Annotated in this window: 10 protein-coding genes and 3 pseudogenes; 9 read left to right on the forward strand and 4 right to left on the reverse strand. The window is 63.0% G+C overall.

Annotated features, from left to right (window positions below; all coding sequences use genetic code 11):
• Positions 1-1889: 1889 nt before the first annotated feature.
• The 6 genes and pseudogenes from ACVILH_RS10720 (at position 1890) to ACVILH_RS10745 (ending at position 12345) form a co-directional block, all read left to right on the forward strand.
• Positions 1890-4016: a chromosome partitioning protein ParB gene (locus ACVILH_RS10720; protein WP_456712865.1), complete on the forward strand. Its 2127-nt coding sequence runs from the start codon at positions 1890-1892 to the stop codon at positions 4014-4016.
• A gap of 200 nt (positions 4017-4216) precedes the next feature.
• Positions 4217-8531 (forward strand): annotated as a pseudogene (locus ACVILH_RS10725) (strawberry notch-like NTP hydrolase domain-containing protein).
• Complete coding sequence (locus tag ACVILH_RS10730; protein WP_456712866.1) at positions 8531-9580, forward strand: DUF7146 domain-containing protein; 1050 nt, start codon at positions 8531-8533, stop codon at positions 9578-9580. Before ACVILH_RS10725 ends, ACVILH_RS10730 begins: the two are co-directional and overlap by 1 nt.
• A 339-nt stretch (positions 9581-9919) precedes the next feature.
• The gene (locus tag ACVILH_RS10735; protein ID WP_456716936.1) at positions 9920-10855 is read left to right on the forward strand and encodes a DUF2493 domain-containing protein; all 936 of its coding nucleotides are present in this window, start codon (positions 9920-9922) and stop codon (positions 10853-10855) included.
• A 157-nt stretch (positions 10856-11012) separates the two neighbouring features.
• Positions 11013-11477 carry a hypothetical protein gene (locus tag ACVILH_RS10740; RefSeq protein WP_456712867.1) on the forward strand — a complete coding sequence of 155 codons (465 nt, stop codon included), beginning with the start codon at positions 11013-11015 and terminating at the stop codon, positions 11475-11477.
• 547 nt (positions 11478-12024) lie between these two features.
• Positions 12025-12345: a DUF736 domain-containing protein gene (locus tag ACVILH_RS10745; RefSeq protein ID WP_456712868.1), complete on the forward strand. Its 321-nt coding sequence runs from the start codon at positions 12025-12027 to the stop codon at positions 12343-12345.
• A 237-nt stretch (positions 12346-12582) separates the two neighbouring features.
• Here ACVILH_RS10745 and ACVILH_RS10750 read toward each other — a convergent pair whose 3' ends face one another.
• Together ACVILH_RS10750 and ACVILH_RS10755 are read right to left on the reverse strand one after the other, a co-directional pair.
• The gene (locus tag ACVILH_RS10750; protein WP_456712869.1) at positions 12583-13083 is read right to left on the reverse strand and encodes a GrpB family protein; all 501 of its coding nucleotides are present in this window, start codon (positions 13081-13083) and stop codon (positions 12583-12585) included.
• A 174-nt stretch (positions 13084-13257) separates the two neighbouring features.
• A pseudogene (locus ACVILH_RS10755) lies at positions 13258-13359 on the reverse strand (IS5/IS1182 family transposase); the annotation flags it as partial.
• A 203-nt stretch (positions 13360-13562) separates the two neighbouring features.
• Between ACVILH_RS10755 and ACVILH_RS10760 the strand changes: the two are divergent.
• Complete coding sequence (locus tag ACVILH_RS10760) at positions 13563-14915, forward strand: serine hydrolase domain-containing protein (protein WP_456712870.1); 1353 nt, start codon at positions 13563-13565, stop codon at positions 14913-14915.
• Positions 14916-14941: 26 nt separating this feature from the next.
• Here ACVILH_RS10760 and ACVILH_RS10765 read toward each other — a convergent pair.
• Positions 14942-15693, reverse strand: a pseudogene (locus ACVILH_RS10765) (SOS response-associated peptidase).
• A 713-nt stretch (positions 15694-16406) separates the two neighbouring features.
• A complete protein-coding gene (locus tag ACVILH_RS10770; RefSeq protein ID WP_456716937.1) occupies positions 16407-16664 on the reverse strand; it encodes a helix-turn-helix domain-containing protein in 258 nt (85 codons plus the stop codon).
• A gap of 176 nt (positions 16665-16840) precedes the next feature.
• On the opposite strand from ACVILH_RS10770, the gene ACVILH_RS10775 reads away from it, so the two are divergent.
• Together ACVILH_RS10775 and ACVILH_RS10780 are read left to right on the forward strand one after the other, a co-directional pair.
• Positions 16841-17119, forward strand: coding sequence for a DNA -binding domain-containing protein (locus tag ACVILH_RS10775; protein WP_456712871.1), 279 nt, complete (start codon positions 16841-16843; stop codon positions 17117-17119).
• 167 nt (positions 17120-17286) lie between these two features.
• Positions 17287-17475 carry a transcriptional regulator domain-containing protein gene (locus ACVILH_RS10780; RefSeq protein ID WP_456712872.1) on the forward strand — a complete coding sequence of 63 codons (189 nt, stop codon included), beginning with the start codon at positions 17287-17289 and terminating at the stop codon, positions 17473-17475.
• Position 17476 lies beyond the last annotated feature (1 nt).

Here is a 17476-nt window from a genome sequence, read left to right on the forward strand (position 1 = left end):
TCCCACAAGGCTCTCGGCAGCTTGTGTTGTCTCGCGCGCGACAGTATCGGCTAGCGCGGCGACCTCAACGGCTACATCCGGGCGCGGCAGTATTCAAGCTGCAGTGCTCGTCGAGCTCTGGATGCCGCTCAATTGGTTTGGCGCTCGCCGTGGGATGTCGATCCCAACGTCTCACCTACTATCTTGAGCGTCCTTAGCTCTTAAAGCGCGTCTCTCAAACGGCGGTGTCCAGAAAACAGCTTATGTCGAGCTTTTTTCTGTTGATCGCCCCGACCAAATTCACGAGATGACGAGTGGACGCGTTGAATTCCGCGCGATGGAGCGTCGGGCCCGAGATGATCGGCATTTAAGTTTCGATCCACGCTCCCCGAAGGGAGCGACATTACTTTAACTTACTCTATGCCAATTGGCAGGGGTTTCGATCCACGCTCCCTATGCGGGGAGTGACACTCTGACGTCCGCAAGAGGTTGCCACTAAGTTTTTAGCCCTCTCTCATCCGGACCTTCGACCAAGTAGTCGATGAGAGCCAAAAGTGCAAGGTCTCGATGCCGCCGCGCTGAGCACGGCCGAAATAGTTCTAGTTTGCTCGGGACACGAACCAGCGGCGGTGCGGTCGACGGCCAAGTCAAGCTCGACCAAATGCCCGACACATTCCACGAGATCCGAGCTTCTTCGACGCGGGCGGTCCTAGTATTTTCGAGGATGGAATCTCTCTAAACCACGCTCGCTAACGCCGAAGAAATCAATGCTAAGCCGGCCAAGTTATCGTCCCTTGGTTGCATAGGATTGTATCCCTCAAATTGGTCGACGTCCGAATGGCTCCGCTTGGAGCAGCCTTCGATGGTGTCGCTCGCCGGAGGCACTCGCGTTCGGGACGGTTAGGTTGAAGCACCGCCGTGACTGTCCCAAACGCGGGTGCCTTGTTAACCGGTCTCGCGACTGCACTCGGTCCCGGGTCCTACCGCTGCGGCGGTGGCAGCTATGCTGACCCTCCTGCGGGTGCCTTCTCCGTCGTCGCTGCGCGATGGCCTGACGACGATGCGCTATTCATGATCGGTACGACTGATGTCAGAGGACAAGCGCAATGAACGCGAACAACGGCTCAGTCGGAATTTGGGTAGGGTGGTAGAGCCTCCTGAGCAGATCGCCAGTGGGCAGTGCAGTCTCTCCATGAGATGCTTGCGACAATTAGGAGGGTTTTTGGCTGCGGTGCCCCATTCGAGACCGTAGCTTCGACATGCCCGATCGCTGTGATTCTTGATCCCCTTTGCTTTTGAGAGGGCACGCAGATGGCGATAGCACCCGACCAATTCGAGACGCCGATCTTATCTGGCCAGATCCCGCAGGAGGACGTCCCGGAACTGCTGCGGTAAGACCCGGAGTTCGCCGCGGGGTACGAGGCTAGAGCCAAGCGGCGCGAGGCGTCTGGCGGCGAGCAGTAGCCGGCAAAGCGATCGCCGATCTCTCCCATCGGGGCTGCGGCAAACCGCCGGCTCGACGGGCGCTTGGAACGCCCAAATCGAGTCGGCGGTCACGGCCGGCATGTGTCAACTTGACGGCGAACTAGTGTATGATGAAGAATCCGGACCTAGCAAGCTCCTGCTGCGTTAGGATGCCGACTATATCCGCGCCTGGCTCGATGTCCTGCGCGAAGGCAACCACGCGATCGTTCGTACGGCGAACCATCTAGCCGCGTAGTCGACTATCTTCTCGGCTTTGCACCAGATGCGGCTGAGCAGAGCGAGACGAGCGAAGCGGACTACGCTACTGCCTGGGTGCGGCGCTCCCGGGGCCGAGTGGAGGAGAGTAAGAGGGCGAGAGGTGCTCTGCGACGGGTTGAAGCCTGAGAGAGAGGTTCTTGGGCCGCTCGTCGCGGAGAACCCGAGCAATGACCAAGGCTACCCAGAGGATTACGCTGTCGCTGTCGCGCGACATTCCCTTCAACAAGCTCGTCCTGAGCCAAGCCAACGTCCGCCGCGCCAAGGGCGGCGTGTCCATCGAGCAGCTCGCAGAGAGCATTGCCGAGCGGACGCTGCTGCAGAGCCTCAACGTCCGTGCCGTGCTCGATGACGACGGCAGAGAGACCGGGATGTTCGAGGTGCCGGCGGGCGGCAGGCGCTATCGGGCGCTCGAACTCCTGGTGAAGCAGAGGCGGATGGCGAAGACGCAGGCCGTGCCTTGCGTGGTGCGCGATTCCGGTTCGGCCCTGGATGACTCGTTCGCCGAAAACGATCAGCGAGTCGGCCTGCATCCCCTCGACCAGTTCCGCGCGTTCCATGCGCTGCTGGACAGCGGCATGAGCGAGGAGGAGATCGCGGCTCGGCATTTCGTGGCGGTTGCGGTCGTCAAGCAGCGTCTGCGGCTGGCCTCGGTGGCGCCCGCGCTGCTCGAGGTCTATGCGACCGACGGCATGACGCTGGAGCAGCTGATGGCGTTCACGGTGACAGCAGACCACGCGCGTCAGCAGGAGGTCTGGGACAAGGTCAGCCGCTCCGGCTGCGATGCGCCGTATCAGATCCGCCGTCAGCTCACGGAGCAGACGGTACGGGCGTTCGATCGCAGGGTCCTATTCGTCGGGCTCGCCGCTTACGAGGCTGCAGGCGGGCTGGTGCTGCGGGATCTGTTCGAGGCCGATGACGGCGGCTGGCTGCAGGATGTCGCGCTGCTAGATCGCCTTGTCGCGGAGAAGCTGCAGACCGAAGCCGAGCGGATCGGTGCCGAGGGCTGGAAGTGGATCGCTGCCGCCGTCGACTTCCCATTCGGGCATTCCCATGGCTTGCGCGAGCTTCAGGGAGAGCCGGCCGAGCTCACCGCGGACGAGCAGGAAACAATCGAAGCGCTGAGGGCCGAACAGGCCAAGCTCGAGGCGGACCGTAGTCAGGCCGATGAGCTGCCCGAGGACGTCGATCGACGCCTTGGTGAGATCGAGGAGGCGCTGCAATCATTCGAGGAACGGCCCATGATCTTCGATGCGGCGGAGATGGCGCGCGCCGGCGCGTTCGTCAGCGTTGATTCGGAGGGCCGGCTCCGGGTCGCCCGCGGCTTCGTCCGCCCGGAGGATGAGGCGGTCGCGACGCGTGACCAGCCGGATGCCGAAGCTGGGACGGACGGCGACGGCCGGACCGGCATTCCGGACGGGGAGGTCAGGGCAACGGCGCCGACGATCGTGATCGGCGGCGGCCAGACCGAGATGCCCGCCGAGGAGGGGGAGGATGTCGAACGGCCCTTGCCGGAACGGCTGATCAGTGAGCTTTCGGCCTATCGCACGCTCGCCTTGCGCGACGCGCTGGGTCGGCAGCCACAGGTCGCCTTCCAGGCGGTGCTGCACAGCTTCGTGCTGGCGACGTTCTATCCGTTCGGCTCCGCGCTCAACTGCCTGGAGATCTCGCTGCGCAGTCCGAGCTTTCCGGAGCAGCCGCCGGGTCTGCAGGACAGTATTCCGGCAAAGGCGATTGCCGCCCGTCACGCGGCCTGGAAGGCAAAGCTGCCGACGAGCGACAAGGACCTCTGGGAGGCACTGACGGCGATGGATGGGACGGCGCAGGCCGAGCTCTTCGCCCATTGCGCCGCCCAGGCGGTGAACGCGATCTCTGAGCCGGCCAGCCGGGTGCATCAAGGGCGCCTGTCTGCGCATGGCGCCCGTGGTCGCCTCGAAGAGGCGGACCGGCTGTCGCGCGCGGTCGGGCTCGATCTGATCAGGGCCGGCTGGAAGCCCACCGTGGACAACTATCTCGGTCGCGTCACCAAGCATCGCATCCTGCAGACGGTGCGCGAGGCCAAGGGCGAGGCCTCGGCCCAGCTCATCGAACATCTGAAGAAGCCGGACATGGCGCGCGAAGCTGAGCGACTGCTCGACGGTAGCGGCTGGCTGCCGGAGCCGTTGCGAGGAGCAGAGACCGATGTCGCACCGGCAGCTGAGGGCGAAGGTGGCGACAGTCTCCCGGCTTTCCTCAGCGAGGACGAGGAGGCGACGGAGGGCGCTGATGAAGTCGAGGAGCTCATCGCCGCGGAGTGACCCTCGGTCCGGAACGGCCCGAGTGAGAAGCTATCGATGATGGAAGCCCGGCCAAGTCGGCCGGGCTTTGTCATGCAGGTCATCGGTGAACGGAGGAGAGGCGAGAGTGAGAGGGTGGGACAGCGCGGGTGAGGTCGCCCGACAAGAGAGAGCGTTCGGCGGCCGTTCCGCATCCTCGCTCTCCCTTGAGGTTCTTCGCCATGGTCACCGAGACGAGCTGCCAGACGGCTCCCTTCGCACTCCTTGCACGCGCCAAGGCCATCCATCGTGCGGCCGAGCCGCTGCTCCAAAACCTTGCCCGCGGCGAGCGCATCGATGCGAGATGCCTGCGCCACGCTATGCAGACCGCCTTTGGCGCCTCTGATGCCGAGGGCAGCTGGGACTGGAAGACGGCGTACGAGGCTTGCGAGATCGCCGCCGTTCTGTTCCTCGCCAAGTACGGTCCAGCGATCATCAAGGCGAGCAATGGCAGCCCCTCGGCCATGCTGCCGATGGTCAGCAAGATCGCAGCCCTTCTGCCGAGCCATACCAGGCGCTCGATGGAGAGCCAGAGCTTCCAACAGTTCTCGACGCCGCTGCCGTTGGCGCTTGCCGCGGCCGCGGCGGCGCAGGTGACCTCGGCCGATCGCGTGCTGGAGCCATCCGCAGGGACGGGGAGCCTCGCCATCTTCGCGGAGCTCGCGGGCGGCTCGCTTGTGCTCAACGAGCTCGCTGCAAGCCGCGCAGCGTTGCTCGATCTGGTGTTCGCAGGGCTGACAGTGACGCGCTTCGACGCTGCGCAGATCGATGACTATCTCGATAGAGCCTGCCTCCCGAGCGTGGTCCTGATGAACCCGCCGTTCTCGGCAACGGTGAATGTGGATCGGCCCCAGGCCGATACGACGTTGCGCCATGTGTCCTCAGCGCTTGCTCGGCTTGGAGAGGGCGGGCGCCTCGTCGCTATTACTGCCGCTGGCTTTGCGCCGGACAATCCGACCTGGACGGACGCCTTCGTGCGCCTGCAGGAGCGAGGTCGTCTCGTGTTCTCCGCCGCGATCGACGGATCGGTCTACGCACGACAAGGCACTACGACTGCCACGCGCTTGCTGGTGATCGACAAGCAGGCCGGCGCAGGATCCTCGCGTGTTTCCGCAGTCGGCGGGAATGGCACCGGATGTGCGGACCTTGCTCGACTGGATCACGGCGCTCGTGCCGCCGCGGCTGCCGATGGTGGGTCGGCTCGTCGCGCCGGCGGGGGAGCCCGTTGGTCTCCGTGCGAGAGCAGGGCGCGTCCCGCTTGCTGCCTGCGAACCTTCTTCGGCGCCGGCCCGCGAGCCGGCCGGCTGCGAGCTTGCCTATGAACTCGTGGAGGATATGCCCGAAGACGGACCTCGCCTGAGCGAGGCGCTCTATGAGGCGTATCGGCTACAGTCGATCCGAATTGCTGGAGCGAAACCTCATCCGACAAAGTTGGTGCAATCAGCGGCGATGGCTTCGGTCTTGCCGCCCAAGCCGACCTATCGGCCGCATGTGCTGCCTCAGCTTGTCTCCAATGGCGTTCTTTCCGATGCTCAGCTCGAAAGCCTCATCTATGCCGGCGAGGCGCATAATGGATTCCTCGCGGGCTCGTGGATCGTCGATGAGACCTTCGATCAGGTCCGCGCCGCCGGTGACGATGTCGAGGGGGCGGTGCGCTTCCGGCGTGGCTGGTTCCTCGGCGATGGGACCGGCGCGGGCAAGGGGCGCCAGGCCGCAGGCATTCTGCTCGACAATTGGCTGAAGGGCCGGCGCCGCGCGATCTGGGTCAGCAAGTCCGACAAGCTGATCGAGGACGCCCAGCGCGATTGGGCGGCGCTCGGCATGGAGCGGCTCCTGGTGACGCCGCTGTCGTGCTTCCGCCAGGGTGCGCCGATCAGGCTCAGCGAAGCCATCCTTTTTACGACCTACGCCACGCTACGGACCGACGAGAAGGCCGAGAAGCTTTCTCGCGTCCGCCAGATCGTTGATTGGGTCGGACGCGACTTCGATGGTGTGATCATTTTCGACGAGAGCCATGCGATGCAGAACGCCGCAGGCAACAAGGGCGATCGGGGCGAGCAGGCCGCTTCACAGCAGGGCCGCGCCGGCTTGAGGCTGCAGCACGCGCTTCCCAATGCACGCGTCGTCTACGTCTCGGCGACAGGCGCGACGACCGTCCATAATCTGGCTTATGCGCAGCGGCTCGGATTGTGGGGCGGTGCCGACTTCCCGTTTCCGACGCGTGCGGATTTCGTGGCGGCCATCGAGGAGGGCGGCGTCGCGGCCATGGAGGTGATGGCCAGGGATCTCAAGGCGCTCGGCCTCTATGCAGCGCGGTCACTGTCGTTCGAGGGCGTCGAATATGAACTCCTCGAGCACCGGCTGACGGATGAGCAGGTCAGAATCTACGATGCCTATGCCGAGGCGTTTGCGGTCATTCACAACAATCTCGAAGCCGCGATGCGCGCGGCCAACATCACCGGGGCGAGCGGGACGCTGAACGCCCAGGCCAAGTCGGCGGCGCGCTCCGCGTTTGAATCCGCCAAGCAGCGCTTCTTCGGGCATCTCCTGACCTCGATGAAGACGCCGACCCTGATCAACGCGATCAAGCGGGATCTCGATGCCGGCCACGCCGCGGTCATCCAGATCGTCTCGACGGGCGAAGCCTTGATGGAGCGCCGCCTCGCCGAAATCCCAACGGAGGAATGGGGTGACGTCCAGGTCGACATCACGCCCCGCGAATACGTCCTCGACTATCTCGCCCATTCGTTCCCGGTCCAGCTCTATGAGCCGTTCACCGACGGCGAGGGCAACCTGTCCTCGCGACCTGTCACTCGCGACGGCCAGCCGGTCGAGTGTCGAGAGGCAGTGGCGCGGCGGACGGAGATGATCGAGCGCCTCGCCTCCCTTGCACCGGTACCCGGCGCGCTCGACCAGATCGTCCAGCGCTTCGGCACCGAAATGGTTGCCGAGGTGACCGGCCGTTCCAGGCGGATCGTTCGTATCCGTGATCGGATGGCGGTCGAGACCAGGGCAGCTTCCGCGAATCTGGCCGAAGCCGCGGCATTCATGGATGACCAGAAGCGCATCCTGGTGTTCTCCGATGCCGGAGGCACCGGCCGCAGCTATCATGCCGAGCTGTCGGCGAAGAACACGCGGCAGCGCGTGCATTATCTGCTGGAGCCTGGCTGGAAGGCGGATGCTGCGATCCAGGGGCTCGGGCGCACCAACCGCACCAACCAGGCGCAGCCGCCGCTGTTTCGGCCGATCGCGACCAACGTGAAGGCGGAGAAGCGCTTCCTGTCCACGATCGCGCGCCGGCTCGACACGTTAGGGGCCATTACCCGCGGCCAGCGTCAGACCGGCGGGCAGGGGCTGTTCCGCCCGGAGGACAATCTCGAAAGCCCGCACGCTCGCGATGCCTTGCGCCAGCTTTATGGGCTTCTGGTCCGCGGCCAAGTCGGCAGCTGCTCGCTGGAGCGCTTCGAGCAGGCAACGGGATTGAAGTTGACGGACGAGAACGGCCTGCGCGACGAACTGCCGCCGATCACGACATTCCTCAACCGGCTGCTGGCGCTGACGATCGAGCTGCAGAACATCTTGTTCACTGTTTTCGAGCAATTGCTTGCGGCGCGTATCGAGGGGGCGATCGCCTCTGGGACCTTGGACGTCGGCTTGGAGACGCTGCGCGCCGAGAGCTTCGTCGTCACCAAGCGGAGGACGATCTACAGCCATCCGGCCACCGGCGCGGAGACTCATCTCGTCACCATCACCCAGCGCGACCGCAACCGGCCGATGCCGCTGAACGAGGCCTTGGAGCGGCTCCTGCAGCGCCGTGCCGTTCCGCTGCATAACGTCCGATCCGGACATGCAGCGATCCAACTGCCGGCGCTGAGCGGTCTGCTCGACGATGGCGAGATGGAGCGACGCGTCCATCTCGTGGGGCCGATGGGACGCCAGACTCTGCCTCTCGCCAAAGTCGCTGAGCACGATTGGGTGGAAGTGGATCGCGAGCAATTCAAGGAGGCCTGGAGCGCGCAGCTCGCGTTCATCCCGGAGTTTACGACGAGTACGATCTACCTCGTCACGGGCCTGCTGCTGCCGATCTGGAAGCGCCTGCCCCAGGAGTTCACGCGGGTCTACCGGCTTCAGACGGACGCGGGCGAGCGCATCATCGGTCGCAAGGTCCCGCTCAGCTGGGTCTCGGCCATCTCGGCGGAAGCCCCAGCGCTCGCGCCCGAGGACGCGTTCGCGGCGCTGCTCCGCGACGACTATGCGCTCGATCTCGCCGAAGGTCTGCAGCTCCGGCGCGTCCGTGTCATGGGCGTTCATCGCATCGAGCTGTCGGGCTTTGCTGAAGGGCTGAGGGACTGTCTGAAGGCCTGCGGGCTGTTCGGCGAGATCATCTCCTGGAAGCTTAGGATGTTCGTGCCCACAGATGCGAGTGGCGCTGCGGTCCTGGCCAAGGTTGTGGAGCGGTTTCCGATTGCGGATGTTCGCGGTCGGGAGCAAACGTGATGGCAGGCGACGCGTCCGAACTGGCAGGCCGGCTCGCGCGCGAGGCCGAGGCGGTGTGCCGTCACTATCTCTCCAACGGCCGGCGTGAGGGCCGCTACTGGCTGGTTGGCGACGTCAACAACACGCCCGGACGATCGCTGTTCGTACGGTTGCATGCCTCATCGAAGGGGGCCGCTGGCAAATGGGTCGATGCCGCGACCGGCGAGCATGGTGATCTGCTCGACATCATCGGGGCGACGTGTGGTCTGCGGAGCTTTCGCGAGATTGCTGAGGAGGCGCGGCGGTTCTTGAAGCTGCCTCGGTGGCAGCGCGAGCCGCCGGTCGAGGCCAAGGCCATCCGCCCGCGCGACGCGATCAAAGCTTACAGGCGTCTGTTTGCGATGGCGCAACCGCTGCCTGGGACGCTCGGAGAGACCTATCTTGCCAACCGCGGGATCGACGCACCCATCAGCCCCGATGCTCTCCGCTTCCATCAGCGCTGCTTCTATCGCCCGGAAGGCACAGACATTGTGGAGACTTGGCCGGCGCTGATCGCCGCTGTGACCGACCTCAAGGGCCGTATCACAGGCGTCCATCGAACCTGGCTCGATCCCGACGGCTTCGACGATCGCAGGCGTGGCAAGGCGCCGATCGATACGCCGCGGCGAGCGATGGGGGATCTGCTCGGACATGCCGTTCGCTTCGGCATGACTGATGACGTTCTAGCGGCCGGGGAGGGCATCGAGACCATGCTGTCGTTGCGCACGGTGCTGCCGACCTTGCCGGTTGCCGCCGCACTCTCTGCCAATCATCTCGCGACGCTGCTGTGGCCAGCCACACTGCGCCGGCTCTATGTCGCTGCCGACGCAGATGCCGCAGGTCTTAATGCGGCGGAGGCTTTGACGAGACGTGCGCTGGACGCCGGCATTGAGGCCATTTCACTCTGTCCGCGCCTGGAAGATTTCAATGAAGATCTCCGCGCGTTCGGGAAAAGCCCGCTTCGGGAGATGTTGCGGCCTCAGTTGCTGCCCGAAGACGCCGCGAGGTTCATGGGCGTGGGTGCGGCCTAAACGCCCGGCCTTTGCTTGGGTGCCGTTCGGCATCAGCGACGCGTGCGGGTGCAAGGGAAATCTCGTCTATGCCCGAGAGGGCCGCGCCGAGGGCCTTCTTAAGAGGCGATCGGACGTCAGCCGGTCCGGTCCGGCAATGGCGGTTCGCAGCTATTTTCCGCCGGCCCGCACGCGGGCCTTTGCATCGCGAAGCAAAATAGCTGCGCTCCGCCATCCTCCGCTGTCGCTCCGGCCCGCTGCTCGAAGGCAGCGGGTTCTGGTCCGGGCCGCCCGCCGTCTTGGAGATCGCTATGGAAGGCCGCGATGGGCGCGGCTCTGACGATCACAGACGAGGTCCCCATGTCCGACCCGAACGACGAGATGCACGAGCCGCGCGACATCCAATCGACGACAGACGACGCCCTGACCGAACTCCAGCTCCATGGCTACCGTCCATTTGACGACGAGCCTGATCCGCGGCCTCTACCCGAAGGCAAAGTCATCGCAGGCGCAGTCGCTGACATCTTCGACGCCCTGGTGGCGACCCTCTCGGACACTCGCCTCGAGCCTGAGCTGAAGGATCTCCTGTGGTCGACGGTCAACCTCTTCCACCGCGCGACAATGCGCATCGAGCGCGAGCTCGACGATAACGAGCAGGCGCAGCGCGCGAGCCAGCGTGAGCAGAACGGCTCGGAAGTCCGCTCCGTCGAACTCGAGCGCCTGACGTCGGAAGGGCTGTCACTGGTCGAGCGCCGCAACGCCATGGAGCTGTTCCGCGACCTCGCCACCGACGCCTTCGAGCTCCACACGCGATCACCTTGGCACCCGCGGTCGGGATCGCAGGTCAACCACCGCACGCTGACAGCGGCCATGATCGACTCGCGCGACTTCCTCGCAGCCAAGCGCCGCGCCGAGGTCGAGGTCATGCTGCCGCAGGGGCCGAAGATCGCACTCACCGGCGGACCTGACTTCAACGATGTCGCACTCGTCTGGGACCGGCTCGACAAAGTTCACGCCAAGCATCCGGACATGGTCCTCCTGCACGGCGGCTCGCCGAAAGGCGCCGAACTGATCGCCTCCAAGTGGGCGGCGAACCGCAAGGTGCCGCAGATCGCCTTCAAGCCAGATTGGACCAGGCACAACAAGGCCGCACCCTTTAAGCGCAATGACGCGATGTTGGAGACGCTGCCGATCGGCGTCATGGTCTTCCCTGGCTCGGGGATCCAGGGCAACCTCGCCGACAAGGCTCGTCGCCTCGGTATTCCCGTTTGGACCTTCGGGCAGGGCGGCGCGTGAGCGCCGCCGACGCCAACCATTATGGAAGGCGAGCGGAGACGCGGAAGTCGGCGCGACTCTCCGCAACTTTGTCCAAATCGAGATTTATGCCTTTTGGATCGCGCCGCGGTGGTGGTGGAAGGCGCATCCGTCAAAGTCATGTGCGGAGGCCACCACTATGCTTCCAATTGCTCTCCTTCTCGGACTGATCAGCCTTGGTCTGATGTGCCGGGCGCTGTTTGCGCTTGCGGTCCACGCGCTCCCATTCTTCGTCGCGGTCAGCATCGGCATCGCGCTCATGAATGCTGGAGACAGTGTCGGCTCGGCATGTCTCGCCGGGTTCATCGCGGGAGTGTTCACTGTGGTCTGTGGCCGGGTTCTGTTCGCCGTCTCGGAATCTGTTCTGGTGCGCGGTGTCGTCGCAGCCGCTTTCCTCGTTCCCGCTGCGATCGCCGGGCGTCACGCGGCGCTGGGGCTGGCACTGCTCGTCGGGCCGTTACCGCTCTGGCGCGAGATCATCGGATGGTCAGGAGCGCTGCTGGTGTGTAGTGTAGCCTTGCGCCAGTTGCTTGGTCACGAAGTTCCTCGCCCGTGTCGCTCCGAGCGAGATCACGACCAGATTCTTCGCTCCTTGCGGCCATGAACCCTGCGGGGGCGCCTAGCCGCCCGGTTGCCGAGTGGTCGTCCATGATGGACGGGCATGCATGATGAGCGCGCCTTGAGCTGAAGGACCGCGTCACCGCGGAGCGAGCGGCCATTTTTGCGAGGATCTCGACCCAGCTCGATCGGTTGGACGGCTGAAGTGGCGCGCGTTCGCAAGGCATTGAGTGCTATACAGACGCTCTTTTCTTTCCGGCGATTTCTGATCGTACGCCTGGTGCTGCCGTCCTCTTGTGCTGCCTCAGTTCACGATGTCTCTCCTGTGAGCTGATCAGGGCCGGCGACGCACCTTGCCTCGTGATGGCTTGATCTGGCCGAAGGCCGGCTACGCCTCGATCGCCTGAGCGCAACGCCGCCGCCCAACTTTCTTCCCCTGGGCTGAAGCCCATTCCTCGCGGGACAAGAAAGTTGGCCGGCGCCGTCCTCCGCTGTCGCTTCAGCCCTTCGGGTGCGCCGTCGCTCGCCATTCGCCCGAGATGCGCCATCGAGGCCGCGGTGGTCGCGGCTTGAACCAGCCAAGGAGAGACAACATGGCTTCCATCGGTTCCTTCAAGAAGGTCGGCGACGATTTCCAGGGCGAGATCATCACCCTGAGCCTCAAGGCCAAGGGCGTGCGCATCGTCCCCGAAGCCAACCGCTCCAGCGAGAACGCGCCCAGCCACCGCGTCTACGCCGGCCGGGTCGAGATCGGCGCCGCCTGGGCGCGCCGCTCCGAGGAAGGACGCGACTATCTCTCGCTCAAGCTCGACGATCCCTCCTTCAACGCCCCGATCTATGCGAACCTGTTCGACGACGAGGCCAGCGAGGGCTACACGCTCCTCTGGTCGCGGCCGCGCAGGACGGCGGAGTGAGGTGGCGATCGCGTCCCGCTCGGGTACACCGGGCGGGGCGCAATCGACCTGGGTCGGACAAGGTCCGAGCTCGCCGAGCCTAGCTCGATCGCTGACACCAATCGGTGAATTCTGATGTACGAACCTAGCCACGAGCAGACGTCGCAAGCGCCGACCGGAAGGTCCGCGGCGGACCAGGAAAAGACTTGGTGCATTCCAGGATGGCGCCTCCGAATTTGCTCCTGGAGCCAACCACCATTAATCGAGTCCCGCGAGAATTGCGCAGATGAATGGATCCTTTGCTGCGAGATACTCTTGAATGCCGCCAGTATTCTCAAATTCGAGCTTAAGCTTTAGTTCTTGGTATCTCATCCGATCCGCTGGATGTCGTCGCAGGTGGTCGCGAAAACGCAGCATTCTGACGATTTGCGCGTGACCCTTCAGGCAGATATGGAGCTTGTGTGTGCGGACGCGGGCGACATCGCGTTTGAAGAAATGATGGTCCTGGGACAAGTCTCCTCCGCGTCGGTAGCCTAAACCTTCAAACGATCGAGTCCAATCTTCCACCGTGCCGCCTGGATTGATCACCGCAAGTATGTCGATTTCACCTTTCGCAGCCAGTTCGGGTACGGCTGTGCTCCCGACGTGATGAATTTCCACCAACGCCGTGCCAAAGATAGGTCGCAGGCGAACTTCCTCGTTCGCGTATTTTTGCGGCCACCTCGGATCGTAAGGCCGTATGGGGCTAGTGAGCGGCATGCGTAAACGTTAGTCGAGACATAGATTCCGGACAACGACAAGCGTTGGCTGGACCATAACCAAACCATGCGTAAAGAACATTCAATCACCCTCTCCCCATTGAACGACCGCTCCAGATGGGATGCCCGCTACTTGCCAAGATGCGATTACCAGGCCAAGTCTCGGGCATACTCCCAGGACACGTCGGTCGTTGACCCCAGGAATGCCGCGCGGCTTGTTCGGCAGCGTCAATCTTATGGCAGTCCATTCATAGTCGGCGAGTTCGTAGCGTGTGATGCGGCCCTAGTTTTGGGAATTTGACTCACAGGGGCTCGACCAAACGTAACGCTTCTGGCCCGGACCCGGTACGACACCAAATCGGAGTAGCGACTGAAGTCCGTCTTCCTCGGAGAGTGGCCTGTGCGAAATCAGTCAGACTCTGTAGGCTGCGAGCTGATGCGTATGGCGTCCATATTGGGCTCGAGACAGGTCGGGGAAGCATGCGTACTGTTCTGAAAATGTTCAAACTTTTTATCACGATTGCGCTTCTCGCAATTTTGGGATTCACCGGCTGGTTAATCTTCAGCCCGCCCGATGGGCTACTGTCGGCATCGGCCGTCGCAGCAAAACTGGTTTGCTCCAACGTGTTCATTACCAAACGCGATGCGGAGTTGGTCATTGGAAACGATGTGGCCTTTGCGCTTCCTAATGTCGCCAAACGACTGAAAATCTCGGTCGACCCTGTCAACCAGCGTGTCGAAGCGGCATTTCGCGGCTTTTTCGCCAGACGCTATGCTCAATACGAGGAGGGACGCGGTTGCACGCTCGTCTCGAAAGCCGAAATCCCCGATCGCGCCGCGCTGCCTTCGCTTCCGGTAAAACCCGATGCACTCTGGCCGGCGGGCGAGAGGGTACAATTGTCCGAGGACAATCGCTTGGTGGCTGCGCTGAATGATCCGGCGCTCCAAGGGCCCGGCATGCGCGCAATCGTCGTGGTTCAGGACGGGCGCATCGTCGCTGAAACCTATGGTGAAGATTTCAACGCTTTGACGCCCTTACAGGGCTGGTCAATGACGAAGACCGTGAACGCCGCCCTGGTCGGCATGGCGATCAAGGACGGAAAGCTTTCGCTCGATCAAAGAAATCTGTTTCCGCAGTGGACGGGGGATGCCCGCGCGGACATCTCGGTGGCCGATCTGATGGCTATGACGAGCGGATTAAAATGGAGTGAGAACGGCGACTCTCCCGATCCTAACGGATTGGAGAATCTCGCGAGGGATGCAGCGGCTTTCGCGAGGGACCGACCGCTCGTCGCTGCGCCTGGAACAGAATTCAATTATTCAAGCGGTTCGTCTGTCCTGTTGGCGCGGCTCTGGCAGAACGCGGTCGGAGCTGACGCGCGAACATTTCCGCGGGAGCGATTGTTCAAGCCTTTGGGCATGACCAGTGCCGTTCTCGAAGCCGATCCTGTAGGCACGTTCCTCGGCGAAGCCTTTCTCTACGCCAATGCGCATGATTGGGTGCGCTTCGCCGAATTCCTGCGCCTGAACGGAGCGTGGAACGGCGAGCAACTATTACCGGAGGGCTTCGTCGATTACATGCGCTCGCCAGTGCCTGCCTCCGATAGGGGACACGGCCCGGTCTACGGTCGCGGACAGCTTTGGTTGGGACCGGGCCAAGGGTTCCGACTCCCTGCAGACACGTTCATGATGCAAGGACATTTGCGTCAGGTGATCGCGATTATCCCTTCGCGTAAACTGGTGATCTTGCGCATGGGAATGACGCGGGAAGATATTGGTTACAGCACTGCGAAACTGCTGTATGCGATAGTCGCCGCGTGCCAATCGAAATAATCGACGAAGATTTGTGAGTACGCGTCCTAGCCGGTCTCCTCGAGGCCGGGTCGCGCAAGCTGAGGATCTTCTCGTTCGCCTCGTGCGACGACCCGCAGGGTCTGATTGGAGAGCGGCTGCAGTGCTGCGGCTTCGTTCCAGGGGGCACGTAGCCAGACGTCGTGCTCCTCTTCGGTGGTCAGAATCACCGGCATAGCTTTCGGGTGGATCGGGGCGACCACTGCGTTTGGCTCGGTGGTCAGGAAGCCAAAGAGATCGCAGGTGACCTCGCCTTCCTTGACCTTACGTACGGACGTCCAGTTGGTCCAAAGCCCGGCAAAGCAGAGCAGGGGGCGGCTCTCGTCCGCTGCGAACCACACCGGCACTTTCTTGCCGTCGATGGTGTCGTACTCGCTGAACGATGTGAATGGCGCCAGACAACGGTTCGCCGGCGTCAGCCAGCGTTTCCAATGTGCGCTATTGACGTTGCGAATGTTGGTCGTGCCGCTATCCGGCTCCATCCGGAGCAACTGCTTGAAGTCGACGGTCTTGCCCTTCGCTTCGAGCTTCTCGGCTCGGCGCTTCGTTGCATCTATCAGCGCCTTCTGCGACGAGGGCATGCCCCAGCGCGCCATCACCAGTTCGCGCGCAGCCCCGCCGTTGCCGACGATCGGGGCGGGATAGTCGGGGAAGATGCCGGGCAGACTTGGCAGGTTGCCGGTGTGGTCGTTGGCCGGCGAAACACAAAAAACCGTCGGATCGCATCGGCGTTCTTGGTCATCGAGTAGAGATTGCACATCTGATCTGTATCCGTGGTCCGCTCTATCGCGGCGAGGTCATATGGTTTGATAAGATGTGGTGATCCGTTGTGCGCAAGTCGATCTCCACCCGGCAGAAGCACCGAGAGCGGTGGGGCTCTGGGTCGGAAGGCGGCAGCCGACGTCCCACATGGCGTATTTCCACCTGGTCCAAGCGCGGTCGCGACGCCAAACATCGAAATCGGACGGCGAGCGCCGGGCGACGAAGACGTCCCAAGCCGTCTGGAATTCCAATCGGGCCTTTTCGTACGACGCCGCCGTACCGAGGGTCTGCTCACCCGGGTGGCTGCCAGGGTAGAAACCGCAAAACCACTGCCAGGCCGGTGTTCCCGAAGGCCCTGCCGTGCATTTTGCAATTGTGCCGGCTTGGACATCTCCGAAATAGATGCGCCAAGTCTCGTTCGAGGCTTGCGGATCGCGGCGGCGGGTGAGGCCGGTCATGCCTAATTGATTCCAGCCGAACGCTGCGAATGGAAGCCGCTACGCCTTGGAGCAGCCGACCCGTCTTGCCACCAGTTCTGGAGAGCCAGACCCGACCATCGATCCCTCGGGCGTCGGAGCGGTCTGACGGCTGGCCAGAGGATCTGCTGTGGCGGTCAGCAGGGAGCTGCCCTTGCTGCGACCGGATGAGCGCCCGTTGGCGCGGTCAACGAACTTCCCTCGGCCAACGCCAAATTTTGAGCACGCTTTGGCATTACCGGTTTCTAATACGTCGCCCCTTCTTGTTGAGATCCAGTGTCGGCGGCGTCGGCTTCAACAGGTCTGCCGGCTCGACGCCGAGGCCAGCCGCGAGAGCGGCGAGCACGTCGATCGAAACGGCATTGCGGCTTCTCTCAACCAGGCTGATATAGGTCCGATCGATATCGGCGCGGTGGGCGAGTTCTTCCTGCGAAACGCCCTTGGTTCGGCGCAAGCGCTTCAAGTTGGCGGCCAAGACGTCTCGGATGTTCATCTCCAAGACAGCACAGGCTTGTCGAGTATTTCACCACGGAGTATTTTCTACAAAGCGGGACCAAGCGATTGATTACGTTGGCTAATGGTCCCCGATGCCTCGTCGGATGTAGAGAGTGCTCCGTCTGCTGTCGGCCAAGAATGAGAGTTGTGTTTGCCTTTGTGGGTTTCTGACCGATGTCCTTTCCCCCGCTCGATCCCGATGTCGACGACGTGGCTCCGTCCGATCCCGTCCTGACGCGCTATGACGAGGAGCACCTCGTCACCTATCTCCGCCTCCTCGACGCGCAGAAGGCAGGCGCTGACTGGGAAGAGGTCGCGCAGATCGTTCTGCACATTGATCCGCTCCGCGAACCCGAACGTGCGCGCCGCGCGTTCGATAGTCATCTTGCGCGTGCAAAGTGGTTGTCGGAGGAAGGCTACAAGGGCTTTCTACGTAGTCCTCCAGAGACCTGAAGTTGTGCAACCAGGACGGAACTCGATCGCCTCAAGCAATCGTGTAGTTGGTCGTGGCAGTCATCCGCATCCATGTACCTGCACGAGTCGAGAATCCCTTCAACAATCTTAAATGGCGCCATCATTGGCCTATTGCGTTGCAGTCCTAACCTGATGAGGACAGCACGATGTCGGAATTCGATTGGCGCTCACCCAAGGCCTACGCGAACATTCATCGCGCGGACCGCCCAGGCTTTGCTTGGGAGAGTGTTCGCCGGTCACCGAACTATTGTACGGAGTTTTCGGCGATAGCTCATCTTGATCGCAGTGCGCCTGCTAACTTCCGGAAGCATTGGGGGTTGATATTTCGCCGCTGAT

The organism is Bradyrhizobium sp. USDA 4353 (assembly GCF_054063215.1).